Source organism: Salinifilum aidingensis, from assembly GCF_054782015.1.
The window spans coordinates 113,577-133,201 of sequence record NZ_BAAGTH010000005.1; the positions used below are offsets into that span (position 1 = coordinate 113,577).

19 protein-coding genes are annotated in these 19,625 nt (G+C 72.8%); 7 read left to right on the forward strand and 12 right to left on the reverse strand.

Features of this window, described 5'->3' with window-relative positions:
* Window positions 1–45 precede the first annotated feature (45 nt).
* The 3 genes from ACYVJE_RS09000 (at window position 46) to ACYVJE_RS09010 (ending at window position 1,572) form a co-directional block, all read left to right on the forward strand.
* Complete coding sequence (locus tag ACYVJE_RS09000; protein ID WP_461144108.1) at window positions 46–807, forward strand: hypothetical protein; 762 nt, start codon at window positions 46–48, stop codon at window positions 805–807.
* A gap of 227 nt (window positions 808–1,034) precedes the next feature.
* Complete coding sequence (locus ACYVJE_RS09005; RefSeq protein WP_459157013.1) at window positions 1,035–1,265, forward strand: hypothetical protein; 231 nt, start codon at window positions 1,035–1,037, stop codon at window positions 1,263–1,265.
* A complete protein-coding gene (locus tag ACYVJE_RS09010) occupies window positions 1,255–1,572 on the forward strand; it encodes a type II toxin-antitoxin system PemK/MazF family toxin (RefSeq protein WP_461144109.1) in 318 nt (105 codons plus the stop codon). The genes ACYVJE_RS09005 and ACYVJE_RS09010 overlap by 11 nt, the downstream gene beginning before the upstream one ends.
* Window positions 1,573–1,690: 118 nt before the next feature.
* Here ACYVJE_RS09010 and ACYVJE_RS09015 read toward each other — a convergent pair whose 3' ends face one another.
* The 10 genes from ACYVJE_RS09015 to nucS form a co-directional block, all read right to left on the reverse strand.
* Window positions 1,691–3,052: a DNA polymerase IV gene (locus ACYVJE_RS09015; RefSeq protein ID WP_461144110.1), complete on the reverse strand. Its 1,362-nt coding sequence runs from the start codon at window positions 3,050–3,052 to the stop codon at window positions 1,691–1,693.
* A gap of 23 nt (window positions 3,053–3,075) precedes the next feature.
* Window positions 3,076–3,849 carry an alpha/beta hydrolase gene (locus tag ACYVJE_RS09020; RefSeq protein WP_461144111.1) on the reverse strand — a complete coding sequence of 258 codons (774 nt, stop codon included), beginning with the start codon at window positions 3,847–3,849 and terminating at the stop codon, window positions 3,076–3,078.
* Between the two features lie 76 nt (window positions 3,850–3,925).
* Window positions 3,926–4,219, reverse strand: a complete 294-nt coding sequence (locus tag ACYVJE_RS09025; protein ID WP_459157017.1) for a hypothetical protein — start codon at window positions 4,217–4,219, stop codon at window positions 3,926–3,928.
* Between the two features lie 48 nt (window positions 4,220–4,267).
* Window positions 4,268–4,963: a dihydroxyacetone kinase phosphoryl donor subunit DhaM gene (dhaM, locus tag ACYVJE_RS09030; RefSeq protein ID WP_461144112.1), complete on the reverse strand. Its 696-nt coding sequence runs from the start codon at window positions 4,961–4,963 to the stop codon at window positions 4,268–4,270.
* Window positions 4,960–5,598: a dihydroxyacetone kinase subunit DhaL gene (dhaL, locus tag ACYVJE_RS09035; RefSeq protein WP_461144113.1), complete on the reverse strand. Its 639-nt coding sequence runs from the start codon at window positions 5,596–5,598 to the stop codon at window positions 4,960–4,962. Before dhaL ends, dhaM begins: the two co-directional genes overlap by 4 nt.
* A 50-nt stretch (window positions 5,599–5,648) precedes the next feature.
* The gene (gene dhaK, locus ACYVJE_RS09040) at window positions 5,649–6,644 is read right to left on the reverse strand and encodes a dihydroxyacetone kinase subunit DhaK (protein WP_461144114.1); all 996 of its coding nucleotides are present in this window, start codon (window positions 6,642–6,644) and stop codon (window positions 5,649–5,651) included.
* Between the two features lie 197 nt (window positions 6,645–6,841).
* On the reverse strand, window positions 6,842–8,347 hold the full coding sequence (locus ACYVJE_RS09045; RefSeq protein WP_461144115.1) for an aldehyde dehydrogenase family protein: 1,506 nt from the start codon (window positions 8,345–8,347) through the stop codon (window positions 6,842–6,844).
* A gap of 246 nt (window positions 8,348–8,593) precedes the next feature.
* On the reverse strand, window positions 8,594–8,863 hold the full coding sequence (locus tag ACYVJE_RS09050; protein WP_461144116.1) for a hypothetical protein: 270 nt from the start codon (window positions 8,861–8,863) through the stop codon (window positions 8,594–8,596).
* A 75-nt stretch (window positions 8,864–8,938) separates the two neighbouring features.
* The gene (locus ACYVJE_RS09055; protein WP_459157023.1) at window positions 8,939–10,621 is read right to left on the reverse strand and encodes a sodium:solute symporter family protein; all 1,683 of its coding nucleotides are present in this window, start codon (window positions 10,619–10,621) and stop codon (window positions 8,939–8,941) included.
* A gap of 452 nt (window positions 10,622–11,073) precedes the next feature.
* Complete coding sequence (gene nucS, locus ACYVJE_RS09060; protein WP_461144117.1) at window positions 11,074–11,733, reverse strand: endonuclease NucS; 660 nt, start codon at window positions 11,731–11,733, stop codon at window positions 11,074–11,076.
* Between the two features lie 156 nt (window positions 11,734–11,889).
* Between nucS and ACYVJE_RS09065 the strand changes: the two genes are divergently transcribed.
* On the forward strand, window positions 11,890–13,302 hold the full coding sequence (locus ACYVJE_RS09065; RefSeq protein ID WP_461144118.1) for an amino acid permease: 1,413 nt from the start codon (window positions 11,890–11,892) through the stop codon (window positions 13,300–13,302).
* 103 nt (window positions 13,303–13,405) lie between these two features.
* On the opposite strand, the gene ACYVJE_RS09070 is transcribed toward ACYVJE_RS09065, so the two are convergent.
* Together ACYVJE_RS09070 and ACYVJE_RS09075 are read right to left on the reverse strand one after the other, a co-directional pair.
* Window positions 13,406–15,049 (reverse strand): glycoside hydrolase family 13 protein, encoded by a 1,644-nt coding sequence (locus tag ACYVJE_RS09070; RefSeq protein ID WP_461144119.1) that lies wholly within the window; start codon window positions 15,047–15,049, stop codon window positions 13,406–13,408.
* Window positions 15,046–16,101, reverse strand: coding sequence for a LacI family DNA-binding transcriptional regulator (locus ACYVJE_RS09075; RefSeq protein WP_461144120.1), 1,056 nt, complete (start codon window positions 16,099–16,101; stop codon window positions 15,046–15,048). The genes ACYVJE_RS09070 and ACYVJE_RS09075 overlap by 4 nt, the downstream gene beginning before the upstream one ends.
* 210 nt (window positions 16,102–16,311) lie before the next feature.
* On the opposite strand from ACYVJE_RS09075, the gene ACYVJE_RS09080 reads away from it, so the two are divergent.
* Genes ACYVJE_RS09080 through ACYVJE_RS09090 form a run of 3 tightly spaced genes read left to right on the forward strand, consistent with a single transcriptional unit; the run spans window position 16,312 to window position 19,528 of the window.
* Window positions 16,312–17,634 carry an extracellular solute-binding protein gene (locus ACYVJE_RS09080; RefSeq protein WP_461144121.1) on the forward strand — a complete coding sequence of 441 codons (1,323 nt, stop codon included), beginning with the start codon at window positions 16,312–16,314 and terminating at the stop codon, window positions 17,632–17,634.
* Entirely contained in the window at window positions 17,631–18,617 is a 987-nt protein-coding gene (locus tag ACYVJE_RS09085) for a carbohydrate ABC transporter permease (protein WP_461144122.1), read from the forward strand. The genes ACYVJE_RS09080 and ACYVJE_RS09085 overlap by 4 nt, the downstream gene beginning before the upstream one ends.
* A complete protein-coding gene (locus ACYVJE_RS09090) occupies window positions 18,614–19,528 on the forward strand; it encodes a carbohydrate ABC transporter permease (RefSeq protein ID WP_461144123.1) in 915 nt (304 codons plus the stop codon). The genes ACYVJE_RS09085 and ACYVJE_RS09090 overlap by 4 nt, the downstream gene beginning before the upstream one ends.
* Window positions 19,529–19,625: the final 97 nt, after the last annotated feature.

Sequence of the window (19,625 nt, forward strand, 5' to 3'; positions counted from 1 at the left end):
CCACCGACGGGGGCCGAGCGGCCCGCGAGCACTTACCCTGGCGGCATGAAATGGCTCCGCGGGGGATGGAACAGGGCCGACTGGGTCGAACCGCAACGCACCACGACACCGCAGCAACAGCGGCAGGGCGCCGCGGAGGGGACCCGCCGCTACACCGCCGGGCACGACCAGTCGCCGCCCGCCCCGGCGGCGCAGCCGCCGCGCGCGAGCCTGCTCAGCCCGCAGGCCTGCGACGTGGACGTCAGCGCCAGCTCCTTCCGCCTGCTGCTCGTCGGCGGTGGCACGAGTGGTCTGCTCACCGTGCTGTGCGCGGCCGCCCTCGCCTTCGACGGGCACAGCGCGGGCGTGTGGATCTGGCAGCTCGTCTTCGGCATCGTGTTCGTCTGGTTCGTGATCTCCGCCCGCGGCATGCTCAACAGCCGCGGCTTCCTGCTCGACCACAGCGGCCTGTACGTGCGCACCCGCGGCGAGGTGTTCGGCGTGCCGTGGCAGGAGATCTCCGCCGTGGGCGTGGGCGCGCTCCCGTGGGTGGAGAACCGCCGCCCGGTGCACCCGGAGCGCCGGGTGGCGCTGGAGTTCTACCCGACCGACCCGGGTTTCGCCGAGCGGCACCCGGACTGGGAGAGGTGGCGCGTGGTCGAACCGCCCTCGGTGTCCGGCACCCCGGGGGAGCGCTACCGGTTCCACCTGCCGCCGTTCAGCCGCGTGCCGAAGCAGCTGGAGCGCGCGGTCCGGGGGATCGCCCCGCGCACGTGGATCGGCCAGTACCGCAGGCACCTGCCGCCACCGCCGCCGCAGGAGGAGTGAGCGACCGCGGCCGCGCCGGCCGCCCGCGACGCGACCGACCAGGCGGTGGGGGCGCCGCGCTCAGCCGTCCTGGAACCGCGATCAGAGCCCATCGGAGCGATACTCCAGGTCGCCGCCCCAGACCCCGCCCGGAGGCGGGCCGTGCCCCGTCGACCGAACTCAGCGAACTGCCTGCGATCACGACAGTCACGCCCACGCGTAGTGCTTTGCGTAGTACATTGTGTTGTATGAATACGCTTACGATCCGCACTGACTCCGAGGTGGAGCACGCACTGGAGTTCCTGACCCAGGAGGGGTATTCCCGTTCGGAGGCAGCCCGGATGGCAATCCTGGAAGCTGAACGGGCGCACCGGCGGGCGCGTCTGCGAGCCGAAGCCGAAGCACTGCGCAACGACCCCGAGGACGTCGCCGCATCGCGGGATCTGGCCGCCGAAATGGACGCTCACCGTGCGTGGTGACCTCTACCGGCTCAAAGCACCCCAGGGCACCCGCGGGCACGAACGAGCCGGTGCTCGTTACGCCGTCATCGTGCAATCCGATGACCTGCCGCTGTCCACGTGGCTCGTGGCCCCCACTTCGACCGGACGACGGGAAGCCTCGTTCCGCCCCGAGATCGAGATCAACGGCACCAAGACCCGCGTGATGGTCGAGCAGCTGCTCGTACTCGACCCGCAGACGCGCCTCGGCGAGTTCGCTGGCCGCTTGGACAGCGCCGAGATGCGCGCCGTCGACATCGCCCTCCGGGCCGTCCTCGGTCTGGACTGACCGCGTACGAAATCGATCGCTGCGCAATACGGGGCTCTCCCCTCCGGCAGCACGCCGACCGTTCAGCGAGCACCGATCGACGATCTCGGCGACCGGCCCGGCGGTGGGGGCGCCGCGCTCAGCCGTCGTGGAACCGCGCGAGCGTCTCCGCGTCCCAGCCGAGGCTGGCCACCGGATCGCCCCGCACCAGTTCCGGCGTGCCCGCGACGAACGTGCGCACCGGCCCGGGACCGGTCGCGGCCGTTTCGAACCGCACCGTGACCCGCCCGTGCCCGGCCCCCTGCACCCACCCGTGGCCGAGTTCCGGGTGGAAGGCGTCGTCGCCGGCGCGCCACCCGCGGCCGGCCTGCGGCGAACCACCGGGGTGCCGCTGCTCGGCGGCACCCTCCTCGGAGGGTTCGGCGGGCCGTTCGCCCTCCTCCCCGCCGAACAGCGGTTCCTGCTCCCAGTGCGCCAGCCCCGTGTAGGCCACGCCCACCAGGCGCACCGGCGTGCCGGGGGGCACCGCGGCGGCGACGAGGCGGCGCGCCGCGCTCATCAGCGCCGCCCGGTCGCTCGTCGCCGTGGCGAGCGTGTCCGAGCGGCTGATCGTGGTGAAGTCCGCGTCGCGGACCTTGACGGTGACCGTCCGCGCCGCGCGCTGCGCCCCCACCAGCCGCCGGTGGGCGGCCTGCGCCATCGCGTCGACCTCGCCGGCCAGCCGCCGCGGGTCGGTGATGTCGACGTCGAACGTGGTCTCCGCCCCCACCTGCTTCGACTCGGCGCGCTCGGCCACCGGGTGCTCGTCCTCGCCGTGCGCGAGCCGGTAGAGCTCGGTGCCGTGCGCCTGCCCCAGCAGGGCGGTGACGTCGTGCGGCTGCATCGCGGCCAGCTCGCCGACCGTGTGCACGCCGATGCGGTGCAGCTTCCCCTCGCTGACCGGGCCGACGCCCCAGAGCTTGCGCACCGGCAGCGCCCACAGCAGTTCCCGCTCCTCGTCGGGTTCCACGACGAGCATCCCGTCCGGCTTCGCCAGCCCGGAGGAGATCTTGGCGAGCTGCTTGCCGCTGCCCGCGCCGACCGACGCCGCCACACCGACCTCCGCGCGGATGCGCCCGCGCAGGTCGCGGGCGAACGCGCGCACCTCCGCGGGCTGCACCCCGCCCAGCCGGACCGGTTCGAGGAAGGCCTCGTCGACCGAGACCTGCTCGACGACGTCGCTGGCGGCGCGCACCTGCCCGAGCACCCGCCTGCTCACCACCTGGTACACGCGGAACCGGGGCGGCAGCACCACGGCCGTCGGGCAGCGGCGCCGCGCCTCCGCCATGGGCATGGCCGAGGCGGCGCCGAACTCGCGCGACTCGTAGCTGGCGCCGGCGACCGTGCCGCGCGGGCCGACCCCGCCGACGAGCACGGGCCGCCCGCGCAGCGTGGGGCGGGTCAGCTGCTCCACGGACGCGAAGAACGCGTCCATGTCCACGTGCAGCACCCATCTGCGCATCCGGCCCGCCCCGCTCACCGCGGTCAGGAGTTCACGATCGTCACCCGGCGCTCCTCGGACGGGCCGTCCCACGAGCGCGGCAGCGGTGTCGGCACCTCCGGTGCGACCGCGCCGACGATCCCGTCCAGCGCGGCCTCCGCCTTGCCCACCCACAGGTGCTTCGTGCCGTCGAAGCCGACGACCTCGGCCTGCGGGATCGCGGCGAACCGGCGGCGCGCTTCCGCCGGTTGCAGGTAGTCGTCGTGCTCGGGGACGAACGCGTGCACCGGTTTCCCGGACCCGGCCCAGGCCCGCAGGTGCTCCTCGGTGCTCCAGCGCAGCGGCGGGGACAGCAGCACAGCACCCCGCACGAGCGGGTCGAGGCCGTGCACCAGGGTCAGGTCGGTGCCGAAGGACCAGCCGAGCAGCCACACGTTCGGCAGGTCCTCGAACTCCGCGTACTCGAGGGCGGCGGCCACGTCGAACTTCTCCCCCGCACCGCCGTCGAAGTCGCCGTCGCTGCGGCCCTGCTCGCTCGCGGTGCCGCGCGTGTTGAACCGCAGCACGGCCACGTCGGCCAGGGCCGGCAGCCGGAACGCGGCCTTGCGGAAGATGTGCGAGTCCATCATCCCGCCGTGCGTCGGCAGCGGGTGCAAGCACACCAGGGTCGCCCGCGGCGGGCGGGACTCCGGCAGCGCCAGTTCGCCGATCAGCCGGAGCTCGTCGGCCGTGTGCAGGGTGATCGACCGCCGCCGCGCGGGCAGCATCGTGTTCGGCCCGATCCGCGTGCCCGCCGGGGCCTCTTCCTCGGTGCTCATCGGGATCGATCCTGCCACGAGGCCGGGCCGCTCCGGATGCGCGGTCGTCGCCGGCGTGCTCCGCGCGACACGGGGGCTACCGGCGCCGGGGCGGCCCGCCGCGGTGCCAGCAGCCGGTGTGCCAGTGGCGGCGCACCTCCGCCCCGCCGAACTCCGCGTCCGGCCAGGCCACGACGTGCGCCACGCCGGGGCGGATCTCGTGGTCGCAGCCGGGGCAGCGGTACTCCTTCACCGCCTGCGCGGCCGGCACGGTGCGCACCACCCAGTCGCCGTCCGGTCCGCTCTCCACGCGGGACGCGCCGATCCCGCCGAGGGGGAGTTCAGGCGGGCCGCCTCCGCGCGGGCGGCGCACTCGGTTGCGGCGTGGCACGCCCCCACGGTAGCGGGCCGCGGCCGCCACCGGCCGCGCGGTCAGCGGTCATTCGTCGAAGTCGCGCTCGGCGAGCTCCACGATGCGGTCGAGGGCCTGCTGCGCATCGGGGCCGTCGGCGCGCAGCCGCACCGTGTCGCCCTTCCGCGCGCCCAGCCCCATGACCTCCAGCACGCTGCCGGCGTTGGCCTGCTGCTGGCCCAGCGCGACGTGCACCTCCGCCTGCAGACCGGTGAGGCAGCGGGCCAGCAGCGCGGCCGGGCGCGCGTGCAGCCCCACCTCGTTGCGCAGCGTGAGCTCGTGCTCCTGCGGTCCCTCCGCCGCGGCCGGCGGCGCCGCGGGGGCCGCCTCGGCGGTGGCGGTCTCGTCGGCCCGCTCGTGCGCGGCGGACCGGGCCGCCTGCGCCACGTCGCCCAGGGCTGCCCCGCCCTGGGCGGACACGGCGGCGGCCACGGCCCCCTCCACCACGGGGGCGTCGACGAGCACGGCCTGCTGCTCGCGCGTCTCGACGGCCAGCTCGGCCACCATGCGCGCGCTGCCCAGGTCGTACAGCAGCACGACGCCGGCCCCGTCCTCGGCCTGGTCGACGGCGGTGTTCACCGCGTCGAAGTCGGTGCCGAGGTTGCCGTCCGGCCCGCCGCCGGCCGGGACGGCGGCCACGTCCGGGGCCATCTGCCCCGCCAGGTCGACGACGCCGCGGGCCAGCCGGGCGCTGTGGGAGACGATCACCAGTCCAACGGTCATGAGCGCTTCCTCGCTGTTTCGGCCATCGCGTGCAGCAGCAGCGCGGTGGAGCGCGCCCCCGGGTCGAGGTGGCCGGCGCTGCGGTCGCCGAGGTAGGAGGCGCGGCCCTTGCGGGCGATCATGGGTTCGGTCCGCTCGGCGCCGAGCTGCGCCGCCTCCGCGGCGGTGGCGAGCACGTCGGCGGGCCCCGAGCCGAGCTCGGCGGCTTCCCGGGCCGCGCGGGCGGCGGGGGTCAGCGCGTCGATCATCGTCTTGTCCTCGACCTCCGCCTTGCCGCGGGCGGCGACGCCGTCGACGGCGGCCTGCAGCGCCGCGGCGACGTCCTGCCCGTCGAGCTCCGCGGCCTCGCCCGCGGACGTGGCCGCGCGCAGCAGCGCCGTGCCGTACAGCGGGCCGGAGGCGCCGCCGACGGTGGAGATCAGCACCGTGGCGCCGAGCTTCAGCACGGCGGCAGGCGTCTCCCACGAACTCGTGTCCAGTTTGGACGCCACGGCGCGGAACCCGCGGTCGAGGTTCTCGCCGTGGTCGGCATCGCCGATGTGCCGGTCGAGCTCGATCAGCTCCTCGCGGTGCTCGCTCATCGCCGTGGCAGCCGCGTGCAGCGCCGCGGCGACGTCACGGGCCGAACAACCCATCGTTCCCACCTCCCGAAGTCGCCCCCGACCCGAGCTGGCCCGACCCGAGCTCACCACCGCAGTGCGGGGGTGTCCACCGGAGCGTCCCACAGCTCGCGGAGCTCCTCGTCGAGCCGCAGCAGCGACAGGCTCATCCCCTGCATCTCCAGGCTGGTCACGTACGGCCCGACGAGCCGCCGGGCCACGCGGATCCCGCGTTCGGCCAGCATCCGCTCGGCGATGCCGTGCGCGGCGTAGAGCTCCAGCTGCGGGGTGCCGCCCATCGAGTTGGTCAGCAGCGCGACTTCGTCGCCCTCGCCGAACGGCAGGTCCGCCAGGACGGGGTCGAGCAGCCGCCGCACGAGCTCCGAGGCCGGGGCCAGCGGCACGCGCTCCCGCCCCGGCTCGCCGTGGATGCCGATGCCGATCTCCATCTCGTCGGCGCCGAGCTGGAAGCTCGGCTCCCCGGCGTGCGGCACGGTCGGCGCGGTCAGCGCCACTCCCATGGAGCGGACGCCGTCGACCACCCGCTGCGCGATCCGCGCGCACTCGCCCAGTCCCGCCCCGCGCTCCGCGGCGGCGCCCGCGATCTTCTCGACCATGAGCGTGCCGCCCACGCCGCGCCGCCCCGCGGTGTTCGTCGAGTCCTGCACCGCGACGTCGTCGTCGATGATCACGCTGCGCACCGCGACGTCGTCCACGTCCGCCAGTTCCGCCGCGGTCTCGAAGTTGAGCACATCGCCGGTGTAGTTCTTCACCAGCATGAGCGCACCCGCACCGGCGCTGGTCTCGGTCACCGCCCGCTGGACCGCGTCCGGAGTGGGCGAGGTGAACACCGCGCCGGGCACGGCCGCGTCGAGCATCCCGGGGCCGACGAACCCGCCGTGCAGCGGTTCGTGGCCGGAGCCGCCGCCGGAGATCACGGCGACCTTGCCGGAGACCGGCGCGTCGGAGCGCACGAGCACGGCCGGGTCGGTGCGCAGCCGCAGCCGGTCCGGCCAGGCCGCGGCCATGCCCCGGAGCGCGTCGTCGACGAGGGTCGACGGGTCGTCCACGATCTTCTTCACGCCATGGCCTCCTCACCGGGCGGGAACGCTCGCAGCGGGCGGCGCGTCCGCAGCCGGGCCCGCGGCCGGGTGCGCGCCGTCACACCCGCACCATCCTGCCAGCTTCCCGGGACCCCGCGCGCCGGTGATCCCGGCCTGCAGCTCGGCGGCGGCCCGCCGCGGGTCCCCGCTCCTGCCCGAGCGGTGCGCGCCACTGCTCACTTCCGCAGCAGGCGAACGAGCCGCACCAGGCTCCGCACCGTCCCCTTGGGCCGGCCGAAGCTCATCGGGTTCAGGGGGATGCGGAACTTCATGCGGGTCACCGACTGGGCGCGGGCGAACTCGCGCAGCCCGTCGGCTCCGTGGATGCGGCCGAAGCCCGAGTCGCCGACGCCCCCGAACGGCAGGGAGGGCACCGCGGCGAAGGAGATCACCGAGTTGACCGCGACCATGCCGCTGCGCAGCCGCCGCGCCAGTTCCGTGCCGCGGGACTTGGAGTACACGGTGGCGCCGAGGCCGTAGCGGGTGTCGTTGGCCAGGCGCACCGCCTCGTCGGCGTCGCCGACCCGCCGCACGACGATGGTCGGGCCGAAGGTCTCCTCCGCGACCGCCGCGGAGTCCTCGGGGACGTCGGTGAGCACGACCGGTTCCACGAACGGCGGGCGCACCGAGTCGGAACCGCCGACGAGCGCGCGCCCGCCCCGCTGCAGCGCGTCGTCGATGTGCTCGCGGACCACCGGGACCTGGTCGGGCATGGTGATCGGGCCGAGGCTGGCGTTCGGCTCCGCCCCGGGGCGGAGCTTCGCGGCGCGCGCGCTGACCGCGTCGAGGAAGCGGTCGGCCACGGAGTCGACGACGTAGACGCGTTCGACGCCGATGCACGTCTGCCCCGCGTTGGACATCGCGCCCCACGCGGCGGCCTCGGCGGCCGCTTCCACGTCGGCGTCGGAGTCGACGATGAGCGCGTCCTTGCCGCCGCACTCCACGAGCACCGGGGTGAGGTCCTCCGCGCAGGAGGCCATGACGCGCTTGCCGGTCTCCGTCGAGCCGGTGAAGGCGACCTTGTCCACCCCGGACCGGCACAGCGCAGCGCCGGTCGCGCCGAAGCCGGTGACCACGGAGAACACCGGCCGTTCCGGGACGACTTCGGCGAAGGTCCCGGCCAGCCACTCCCCGACGGCAGGGGTGAGCTCGCTGGGCTTGAACACGACCGCGTTGCCCGCCGCGAGGGCGTAGGCGATCGATCCCATCGGGGTGAAGGCGGGGTAGTTCCACGGGCCGATCACGCCGATGACGCCGTAGGGCAGGTACTCGACGCTGGCGGCGTGGTTGGCCATGAGCACCCCGGAGGGCACCTTCCTGCGGCGCAGCGTCCTCTCCGCGTTGGCCGCGGCCCAGTGCAGGTGGTCGATGACGAGGACCAGTTCGAGCCTGGCGTCGTCGAGTGGTTTGCCGGTCTCCGCGCAGATCAGGCCGGCCAGTTCGTCGAGGCGTTTGACGAGGATCCTGCGCCACTGGTCGAGGCGCCGCTTCCGCTCGGCGAACCCGAGCTCGGCCCACCACTGCTGCGCCTCGCGCGCCGCGCGCGCGGTGTCGCCGACCGCTGCCGCGTCGTGCACCGGGTGCCGACCGACGACCTCTCCGGTGCGCGGGTCGAGGGAGTCGAACTTCTCGGGCTCAGCGTTCGCGGACTTCTCACCCGCGATACCGACGGTCTGGGTCATGCCGGGCCTCCCACCTGCTACCTCGCTCGTCGTTAATCGTGCAGCCTACGGAATCCTTGCCTGGAACGGGGCCGCGGACCAACAGCGGGTGAACGGACGAGCGGTGCGATACGCCTCGCCCGAACGGCGGTGTTCCACTCGGTTACCGGACGGTAGGTGCAGGAGTCCGCGCGACGCTCGCGACACCGCTCGCCGGGCGGGGCCCGGGGTGCCCCGCCCGGCGACGGGACACCCCGGGGCGGAGGACTACTGGCCGCCCCCCTCCTCGCTCACGACGATCGGGCGCCACCAGGCCCACCCCTGCATGAGCCCGGCGAAGACGAGCATGCCGAGTCCCGACCACAGGTTCAGGTTGAACCCGTCGGCCCGCAGGATCTCCTCCTGCGTCGTGCCGACGAGCCCCATCACGACCAGGACGACGCCGTAGATGGCGAACAGCAGCGCGATCACGGTGCGCACGTCGAAGGCACCAGCGGTGCTCCTCCGGCCGGTGCGCCGTTCGGTTCCGCCCGCCACACCGATCACCTCCGTTCGATGACGACTGGGACGTTGCTCCCGGGACGTGGCGAGGGGGTCGCCGCGCCCGGGACCTCAGCCGAAGACGATGTTCAGCACGATCACGAGGACCAGGGCGATGCCCGCGAGCAGACCCGGGCGGCGGTACCAGCCCGCGTCCTCCCCCGTCGTGCTCGCGCGCAGCGAGCTGCGCTCGGTCAGCGAGTACACCAGCCCGACCAGCTCCGCCTCGGGCTTCGGCCTGGTCACCAGGCTGACGGCGATGCTGACGGCCACGTCGACGACGAAGGCCGTGCCGGCGCCGACGAAGCTCGCGCCCTGCCCGGGCAGGTCGAGCACGCCGCCCTCGGCGAGGCCGAACACCGTCACCGCCGAGACCGTGCCCAGCACCAGGCCCAGCCACCCGGCGGTGGGGGTCATGCGCTTCCAGAACATGCCGAGGATGAACGTGGCGAACAGCGGCGCGTTGAAGAACGAGAACAGCTGCTGCAGGTAGTCCATCAGGTTCTCGTAGCCGGAGGCGATGAACGCCGAACCGATCGCGGCGAGCGTGGCGCCGACGGTCACCCACCGCCCCATCCGCAGGTAGTAGTCGTCCGGCCGGTTGCGGACGATGTAGGCCTGCCAGATGTCGTAGGTGAACACGGTGTTGAACGAGCTGAGGTTCGCCGCCATGCCCGCCATGAACGAGGCCAGCAGCCCGGCCAGGGCGATGCCGAGCATGCCGTTGGGCAGCAGGTCGCGCATGAGCAGCAGCAGCGCGTCGTTGTAGTCGACGTTGCCCTCGCCGGTGGCCTTGAACGCGGCGAGGTCCTGCACCGCCACCCCGGCGATCATGCCCGGGATGATGACGATGAACGGGATGAGCAGCTTGGGGAACGCCCCGATGATCGGCGTGCGCTGGGCCGCCGACATGCTCTTGGAGGCCATCGCCCGCTGCACCTCGACGAAGTTCGTCGTCCAGTAGCCGAAGGCGAGCACGAAGCCGAGGCCGAACACGACGCCGAGCACGCTGAGGAAGTTGCTGCCGAAACCGGTGAGCTCGTTGGCCGGCCAGGCCGACAGCTGCGCGGAGCCACCGGGGCTCGCGGAGACCTTGTCGACCAGCCCCTGCCAGCCGCCGACCTTGTGCAGGCCGGCGAGGGTCAGCGGCAGCAGCGCCGCCACGATCACGAAGAACTGCAGCACCTCGTTGTAGATCGCGGCCGACAACCCGCCCATCGCGGTGTAGCTGAGCACGATCACCGCCGCGACCAGGATGGACACCCACAGCGGCCAGCCGAGCAGCACGTTGACGATGCTGGCCAGCAGGAACAGGTTGATGCCGGCGATGAGCAGCTGCGCCAGCGCGAAGCTGATGCCGTTGACCAGGTGCGCCGCCCTGCCGAAGCGGCGCAGCATGAACTCGGGGACGCTGCGGACCTTCGAGCCGTAGTAGAACGGCATCATCACGATGCCGAGGAACAGCATCGCGGGCACCGCGCCGACCCAGAAGTAGTGCATGGTCGGCATGCCGTACTGGGCGCCGTTGGCCGACATGCCGATGATCTCGATCGCGCCGAGGTTCGCCGCGATGAACGCCAGCCCCGTCACCCAGGCCGGCAGGGAGCGCCCGGAGAGGAAGAAGTCCAGGCTCGTGGACACCGACCGGCGCGCCAGGTAGCCGATGCCCACCACGAACGCGAAGTACAGCGCAAGCAGCACGTAGTCGACGGCGTTGGCGTCGAGCCGCAGTTCGCCCTGCGCCAGATACTGCACCGCTACCCCACCTTTCGAACCGACCCGCACACCGGTGGCCTGACCGAGCATCCGACCCCGCGCGAAGGCAACAGAGTCGAACGACAGTCACCACATCCACGCAGGCCGTCGAACAGTAACCCACACCGCTCGTCCGCGCGGCGGACCGATACCAATTCGTTGATCCTGGGACATCCGGACGTCCCCGGCGCGGAGCGCGGCACGCGTCGCCGACTTCTCACGTGAACAGGTGATGCGCGGAGCACTGCGGCACGTCCTGCTACGGCCTGTTCCACAAGAGAGCCCGCGGATCGGCGATCGCGTGCTCGGCCGCACCGGCCCGTCAGGCAAGCGGCGCAGCCGCTTCCCCACCACGCACGCAGAGCGACCCGCCGCGGGTTCTCCGGCGCCGCCTCGCGAGGACGGCCCCGACGATGCTGCTCCCTCCCGCTGTCCGGGGCGGGTCACCGGGATCAGAACAGGCGGTACTCGTCCGGTTCGATCCCGCGCAGCTGCTCGTAGTCCAGCACGACGCAGCGGATGCCGCGGTCCTCGGCGAGCGTGCGGGCCTGCGGCCGGATCTGCTGCGCGGCGAAGATCCCCTTCACCGGGGCGAGCAGGTGGTCGCGGTTGAGCAGCTCCAGGTAGCGCGTCAGCTGCTCCACGCCGTCGATCTCACCGCGGCGCTTGACCTCCACGGCGACGCTGTTGCCCGCCTCGTCCCGGCACATCAGGTCCACCGGGCCGATGGCGGTGGGGTACTCGCGCCGCACGAGCGACCAGCCCTCACCGAGGGTGGTGACGTGCTCGGCGAGCAGCTCCTGCAGGTGCGCCTCCACGCCGTCCTTGACCAGGCCCGGTTCCGCCCCCAGCTCGTGGTGCGAGTCGTGCACGACCTCCTCGACGGTGATCACCAGCTTCTCACCGGACTTGTTCTGCACCGTCCACAGCCCCGGGTCCTCGATCAGCCAGCACGGCGGGCTCATCCAGTTCAGCGGTTTGTAGGCGCGGTCGTCGGAGTGCACCGAGACCGAACCGTCCGCTTTGATCAGCAGCAGCCGCTGCGCCATCGGGAGGTGCGCGGTGAGCCGGCCGATGTAGTCCACCTGGCAGCGGGCAATGACGAGTCGCACGCGCCTCAGGGTACGGCGGGCGGATCACCGGACGGACACCCCGGGCGGTCACCCACCGGCCCCGCGGCGCGTCCGCGCGTGGCGACCGGCTACGCGACACCCGGCCCGTGCGACCGTCGATCGAGTGATCGACACGGGGAGCTACGGTAGGCACTCGTGTCAACCGCCCGAACTCTGTTCCGCGTCAAGCCCGCTGAGCGGATGGACGACGAAGGGGCGCACACGCGCCTGCGGCGCTCCCTCGGACTCGTACCGCTCGTGGCCCTGTCCGTCGGCGCCACGCTCGGCACCGGCATCTTCGTCGTGCTGGCCGAGGCCGCGCCCGCGGCGGGCCCGGCCGTCGTGCTCTCGTTCGTCCTCGCCGGGCTGGCAGCGCTGTGCTCCGCGCTGTCCTACGCCGAACTCGCCGGCAGCGTCCCCGTCTCCGGCTCGGCCTACTCGTACACCTACGCCACGCTCGGCGAGCTCATCGCCTGGATCTGCGGCTGGTGCCTGCTGCTCGAGTACGGCGTGTCGGTCGCCGCGGTCGCCGTCGGCTGGGGCGGTTACCTCAACGAGTTCTTCGACGGCGTGCTGGGCGTGACGATCCCCGAAGTGCTGGCGGCTCCGCCCGGCGAAGGCGGCCTGGTCAACGTCCCGGCCGCGCTCGTGGTGCTGCTGGCCACGGGCGTGCTGCTCAGGGGCGTGCGGGAGAGCGCGGCCGCGGCCACGGTCACCACGCTGCTCAAGATCGCGGTGCTCGTCTTCTTCGTCATCGTCGCGGCCACCGGCTTCCGGTCGGACAACATGGAGCCGCTCGCCCCGGCGGGCTTCGCCGGGATCTCCGCGGGCGCCTCGGCGGTGTTCTTCTCGTTCATCGGGTTCGACGCCGCCTCGACCGCGGGCGAGGAGGCCAAGAACCCGCGGCGTGACCTGCCGCGCGCGATCATCCTGTCGCTGGCGATCGTCACCCTGGTGTACGTGGCGGTGGCCTTCACCGCCGTGGGAGCGGTCGGCTCCGACGCGCTGGGCGAGTCGGAGGCCTCGCTGGCGGTGGCGCTGCGCCTGGTCACCGGTCAGACGTGGACCTCGGTGGTGCTGGCGCTCGGCGCGGTCATCGCGATCGCCTCGGTCGTGCTGACCGTGCTCTACGGGCAGACCCGCATCCTCGTGTCGATGTCCCGCGACGGGCTCATGCCGAAGATGTTCTCCCAGGTGAACCGGCGGGCCGTGCCGGGGCGGAACATCGCGCTGGTCGGCGCGGTCGTGGCGGTGCTCGCCGCGGTCGTGCCGCTGAACCAGCTCGCCGAGGCGACCAGCATCGGCACGCTGGTCGCCTTCAGCCTCGTCAACATCGGCGTGATCGTGCTGCGCCGCACGCGCCCCGAGCTGCCGCGCGGGTTCCGCACGCCGCTGATGCCGCTCGTCCCGCTGCTCGGTCTCGCGCTGTGCGTCTACCTGATCACGGGGCTGCAGCCGGTCACCTGGTACGCCTTCCTGCTCTGGATGGCCGCGGGCCTGGCGGTGTACGGCTTCTACGGGTACCGCCGCTCGGCGCTCAACAACAGCGGTTTCCTGCGCTCCGGGTGATCCGAGGCGAGGAGCGACCCGGCTCGACGGATGACGCGGGCCGGCCCCGCGGGACGGCGCCCGCGGGGCCGGCGGGTCTGCGCGGATCACCGCGGAAACATCCCTATCCGGTGCGCAGCCAGACGGCCGCGTCCCCGGGCAGCGGCTCGCCCCCGTCCACCCGCGCGGGCAGGCCGGTGCTGGACAGCAGCACCTCCCCCGCGGGCAGCGGCACCTCGGACGCACCGGTGTTGACCAGCACGAGCACGTCGTCGCCGCGACGGAAGGCCAGCACCTCACCGGTGTCGTGCTTGTCGTCCCAGGCGAACCGCTCGTCCTCGCCGAACTCGCGGCGCGCCCGCAGCGCGGCGCGGTAGAACTCGAGCATCCCCTCCGGATCACCGTCCTGGACCTCGACGGCGTACTCGCCCCACCCGTCCGGCTGCGGCAACCACCCGGCAGCGGTGCTGAACCCGGCGGAGACGCCGGCGCGGGTCCACGGCAGCGGCACGCGGCAGCCGTCGCGGCCCCGGTCCGTGCGACCGGAACGCTCCCACCGGGGGTCCTGCAGCGCCTCATCGGGCAGATCGGCCACCTCGGGCAGGCCGAGCTCCTCGCCCTGGTAGACGTAGGCCGATCCGGGCAGGGCCAGTTCCAGCAGCAGCGCAGCCCGCGCCCGGCGGGTGCCGAGCTCCGGGTCGGCCGGCGGTGCGGTCCCGCGCGAGGCGAGCCACGCCGCCAGATCGACCCCCTCGGGCAACCCGAGCACGGAGGGGTGGCGCACCACGTCGTGGTTGGACAGCACCCACGTGGGCACGGTCCCCGCCTCGGCCGCCGCGGCCAGCGAGGAGTCGATCACCTCGCGGTACCGCGCGGCGTCCCACCGCACCTGCAGGAACTCGAAGTTGAACGCCTGCTGCAGCTCGTCGGGGCGGGTGTAGAGCACGCGGCTGGAGTTCGGCACCCACGCCTCGGCCACGGCGAACAGCGGCGGATCGAACTCGCCGAACACCGCGTTCCACTCCCGGTAGACCTCGTGCACCCCGGGCCGGTCGAGGAAGGGGTGGTCCGGGTTCACCTCGAACTCGGCCATCTTGCGGTCGGCGTGGTCGTTGTCGGTGTCCCGCAGCGGCTCGGCGAGGTCCTTGACGAGCCCGTGGGCCACGTCGATGCGGAAGCCGTCCACTCCGCGGCGGCCCCAGAAGCGCAGGATGTCGCGGAACTCCGCGCGCACCTCCGGGTGCTGCCAGTTCAGGTCCGGCTGCTGCGGGTCGAACAGGTGCAGGTACCACTGCCCGTCGGGCAGGCGCGTCCACGCGGGACCGCCGAACCGGGAGAGCCAGTTCGTCGGCGGCTGGTCGCCGTCCGGGCCCCGGCCCTCGCGGAAGACGTAGCGTTCGCGGGCGGGCGATCCCGGATCCGAGCGCAGCGCCTCCCGGAACCAGCGGTGCTCGCTGGAGGTGTGGTTCGGCACGATGTCGAGCAGCACGCGCAAACCGCGCGCGTGGGCCGCGGCGACCATCTCGTCGAAGTCCTCGAGGGTGCCGAGCACCGGGTCGATGTCCCGGTAGTCGGCGACGTCGTACCCGCCGTCGACCCACGGCGACGGGAAGCAGGGCGACAGCCACACGGCGTCGACGCCCAGCCGTGCCAGGTGGTCCACTCTGCTCGTGATACCGCGGATGTCGCCGATCCCGTCGCCGTCCGCGTCGGCGAAGCTGCGCGGGTAGATCTGGTAGATCACCGCGTTGCGCCACCAGGTGCTCATCTCTTCCCCTCATCCTCGGGTGCGTCGACCAGTCGCCTGGTCGTTCTCGGTCGTGCCGCGGAACCGCGGACGACGAGGCGGGTGGGCAGTTCGACGTGGGTGGTCACGTCCGGCTCGGCCGTGGCGCGGACGGCCAGCTCGGCCGCTCCCTCCCCCAGGTCGGCGACCGGTTGCTCCACAGTGGTCAGATCGAGCAGTTCGGCCGTGTCGTGGTTGTCGAAGCCGACCACCGACAACGCTCCGGGCACCGCCACACCGCTGCGCCAGGCGGTGCGCAGCACGCCGAAGGCGACGTCGTCGGACTCGGCCACCACCGCGGTGGGCGGGTCCGGACGCGAGAGGAACTCGGCCGCCGCGTCCGCACCGCCTCGCGAGCCGGATCCGGTGAGCACGACCGCCTCGTCCGGCACGGCGAGCCCGGCTTCGCCCATGGCGCGCTGGAACCCCTGCGCGCGGGTGCGCGAGTTCCAGCTGAACCCGGTGCTGTCGGAGGGCTGGACGAACCCGATGCGGGTGTGCCCGAGGTTGATGAGCTGACGGGTGGCCGCGGCCGTCGCCGCGGCGTTGTCCACGAACACGCTCGGCCGCCCGGCCACGCGCTGGCTGGCGAACACCACGGGCACGCCGATCTCGTCGAGCACGGCGATCTCCTCGTCGCCGAGGTCGAGGGCGAGCGCGATCACCGCGTCCACGTTGCGCTTCAGCGGCAGCTCGGCGAGCACGTCGCGGGCCGCGCGCCGGTCGCCCACCTCGTAGGTCAGCATGTCCCGCTCCGCGGCCCGCAGGCGGTTGACCAGTCCGGACAGGGCGACGCCGAAGAACCACGGCTGCAGGAACGGCACGAGCACCGCGATCCTCCCGGTCGCGCCGGTCACCAGTGACGAGGCGTCCCGGGAGACCACGTAGGACAGCTCGTTCGCCGCCTGCCGGACCCGGTCGCGCACCTCGTGCGCGACCCCGGGGGCCTCGCGCAGGGCGCGGGAGACGGTCGACAGGGACACGCCGGCACGTGCGGCCACATCGCTCATCCGGGGGTGCGACTGCCCAGTCATGCTCGGTGAGCCTACGGACGCCCCCGCACAGTTGGCAACGCTTCCACACGGGTGATCGCGAAAATCAGCACACCGCACAGGACGCATCGTGAAACAGGAGGTTGACGATCGCGTCGATTGCTGCAAACGTTTGCAGCCGTGCGGTGACGTGGAACACCCCGCAGCGGGTCGCGCCACCGGAGGACCGCGGTGCCAGTGAGGAGGCCGCACATGCCGTTATCCCGTCGGACGCTGCTGGCCGGAGCGCTCAGCGCAGCCGGGCTCGCCGGCTGCGCCCGGGCCGACAGCGATCCCCTCGCCGGGAAGGACCCCGCCCCGCCGCGCGGACCGGTCACGATCCAGTGGGCAGCCGCCCCGATCGACGGCCGCGACGGCAGCGACCTGCGCCCCGCGCTCGTCGAGGCCTTCCAGACCGCGCACCCCGACATCACGGTGCGGGTCACCAAGACCCCGCCCACCTCGGACACCCAGCGGTCCACCTTCGCCACCCAGATCGCCGCCGGGTCCGAACTGCCCGACGTCTACCTCGGCGACTGCGCCTGGCCCGCCCAGTTCGGCGAGAACGCGCTCGCCACGCCGCTGGACGAACTCGTGCCCGCCGGTTTCTGGGAGGACTTCGCCGAACCGGTGGTCACCTCGCTGACCTACGACGGCCGGCGCTGGGCGTTCCCGTTCTACCTCGCCGAGTCGTTCCTGTACTACCGCAGCGACCTGCTGGCCAAGCACGACCTGGCGGTTCCGGGCACCTGGGAGGAGCTCGCGCGCACGGCGCGGAAGCTCGTCGACGCCGGCGACGTGCGCTACGGGTTCCTGTGGCAGGGCGCGCCCTCGGAGACCATCACCGCCAACATCTCCGAGTTCCTCAGCGACGCCGACGGCAGCTTCGTCACCGCGGACTACGGCGCCGCGGCGATCGACGGCCCGGCCGGGCGCCGCACCGCGGAGTTCATCGACGAGATGATGCGCACCGGCGTCTCCCCGCGCGCGGTCGGCACCTACAGCGAGCAGGAGTCCGTCACCGCCTACAGCTCCGGCCAGGCCGCGTTCCTGCGCAACTGGGACTCGCTGTGGACGACGATCGCGAGCCCGGAGGAGTCCGCGGTGGCCGGGAGGACCGGCGTGGCCCCGCGCCCCACGTTCGCCGGCACCCGCACCGCGAAGGTGTCCACAGTGGGCGGTTGGCACAACTACATCAACCCGCACACCCGCAACCTCGGCGCGGCCCTGCAGTTCGCGCGCTGGCTGTCCGAGGTCCCCGCACAACTGCTGCTGTGCACGCGCTCGGCGCACGTGCCCGCCTCGGAGACCGCGCTCGAGCACCCTCGGCTGCAGCGCGACGACCTGCCCACGTTCCGCGTCGCCCCGGAACTCGAGCTCCACCCGCGCCCCACGCGCACGCCCTACTACCCGCAGATCTCCGACGCCGTCCGCACCGCGTTCAACGCGCTCGTCATCGGCTCGCGCGGCCCCGGCGGGCTGACCCGGGACGTCGCCGCCGGGATCAACTCGGCACTGGCGGGGGTGGCACTGTGACCACTGCGCGCACGCCCACCAGTCCGCAGCCCCCCACGAGTTCGCAGCGCGCGGCCTCCGAGCAGGCGTCCCGGCGAGGCGTGCGACACCGGTCGCGCGAACGCCGGCTGGCCCGGCTGGGCTGGCTGTACACCTCGCCGGCGCTGGCCGTCGTCGCGGCCGTGACGCTGTTCCCCGTCGCGTTCTCGGTGGTGCTGAGCTTCACCGAGGTGCAGATGACCTACGAGGGGTTCCGGCTGGAAGGTTTCACCTGGGACAACTACGCCACCCTGCTGCGCTCCGGCGAGTGGTACTACTCGGTGGCCTTCACCGTCGGCTACACCGTCGTGACCGTGCTCGCCGAACTCGTGCTCGGCGTCCTGGCCGCGCTCGTGCTGGAACGGCTCGGCGCGGCGCGCGGCTGGTTCATCGCCTTCCTGCTCATCCCGTGGTCGATGATCACGGTCATCTCGGCGGAGCTGTGGGGCTACATCTACGACGCGACCTACGGCGCGGCCACCTGGACGTGGCAGGCCCTCACCGGCACGACCCCGCTCATCCTCGGCGAACCGGCCCCGGCCATCGCGGGCATGATGGTCGCCGACATCTGGAAGACCACGCCGTTCGTGGCCGTCATCGCGCTGGCCGGGCTGATGATGCTGCCCCGCGAGCTCTACGAGTCCGCCGAGGTCGACGGCGCCGGCGCGTGGACGACGTTCTGGCGGGTCACGCTGCCGCAGCTGCGCTCAACGCTCGCCGTGGCCGTGCTGTTCCGCACCCTGCAGGCCTTCGGCGTGTTCGACCTGCCGTTCGTGCTCACCGAGGGCGGCCCCGGCACGGCGACCCAGTCGCTGGCGATCCTCACCTACCAGACGCTGTTCCGGAACCTGCAGATCGGAACCGGGGCGGCCATCGCCACCACGACCGCGCTGCTGGTGGTCGGCGCCTGCCTGCTGTTCCTGCGCGCTTTCCGCGCCCAAGTCGGCAAGGAGGACACGGCTTGACCCGCACGCAGCCACCCCGCGAGCAGGGGACCAGCGAGCAACCGCCCCGCGAGCGGGGGAACCGGAGGCGGAGGTCCCGGGTGCGCCGCCTCCGCCGCGTGTTCAACCTCGTCAACACCGGCGCCGCGCTCATGTTCGTCATCACGGCGGCACCGCTGTACTGGATGGTGGTGAACTCGCTGAAACCACTGGGCGAGATCGGCGCGACCCCGCCCGCGCCGTGGCCGTCGGAGATCACCGGCGAGCACTACGAACGCGCCTTCGGCGCCGACAACTTCGGCACCTACGTGACCAACAGCGTCATCGTCTCGCTGTCCTCGACGGTGCTCGTGCTCGCCCTGGCCCTCTTCGCCGGCTACGCCCTCGCCCGCCTGCCCATGCGCGGGCGCGGGCCGCTGCTCATGGCACTGCTGATGATCTCGGTGTTCCCGCCGGTCGCGGTGATCACCCCGCTGTACCTGGCCGAGCGCCAGCTCGGGCTGCTCAACTCGCACCTGGGGCTGATCATCCCGTACGTGGCGTTCAACCTGCCGCTGGCCATCTGGATCATGCGCAACTACATGCTGTCGGTGCCCAGCGCGCTCGAGGACGCCGCCGTCGTCGACGGCGCCGGGCCCGTGCGCACGGTGCTGCAGATCATCCTGCCGGTGGTGCGGCCGGGTGTTCTCACCGCCGGGATCTTCACCTTCACCGCGACCTGGACCGAGTTCCTCATGGCGCTCACGCTCAACGCGCAGGACGCCTACCGGACCATCCCCGTCGGCATCTCGCTGTTCGGCACCTCCTTCGAGGTGCCCTACGGAACGATCTTCGCCGGCGCCGTCTCGGCGACCCTGCCGGTGGCCGTGCTCGTGCTCGTGTTCCGCCGCTTCGTCGTCTCCGGCCTCACCAGCGGCGCCGTCAAGGGCTGAGGCGGAGCCGCACCGCGCACGATCTGGACTCGTTCCAGGGAGCGCAATTTTCATGAAAATTGGAAGCTGTCCCCACGCGAACGGGCGACAAATGATC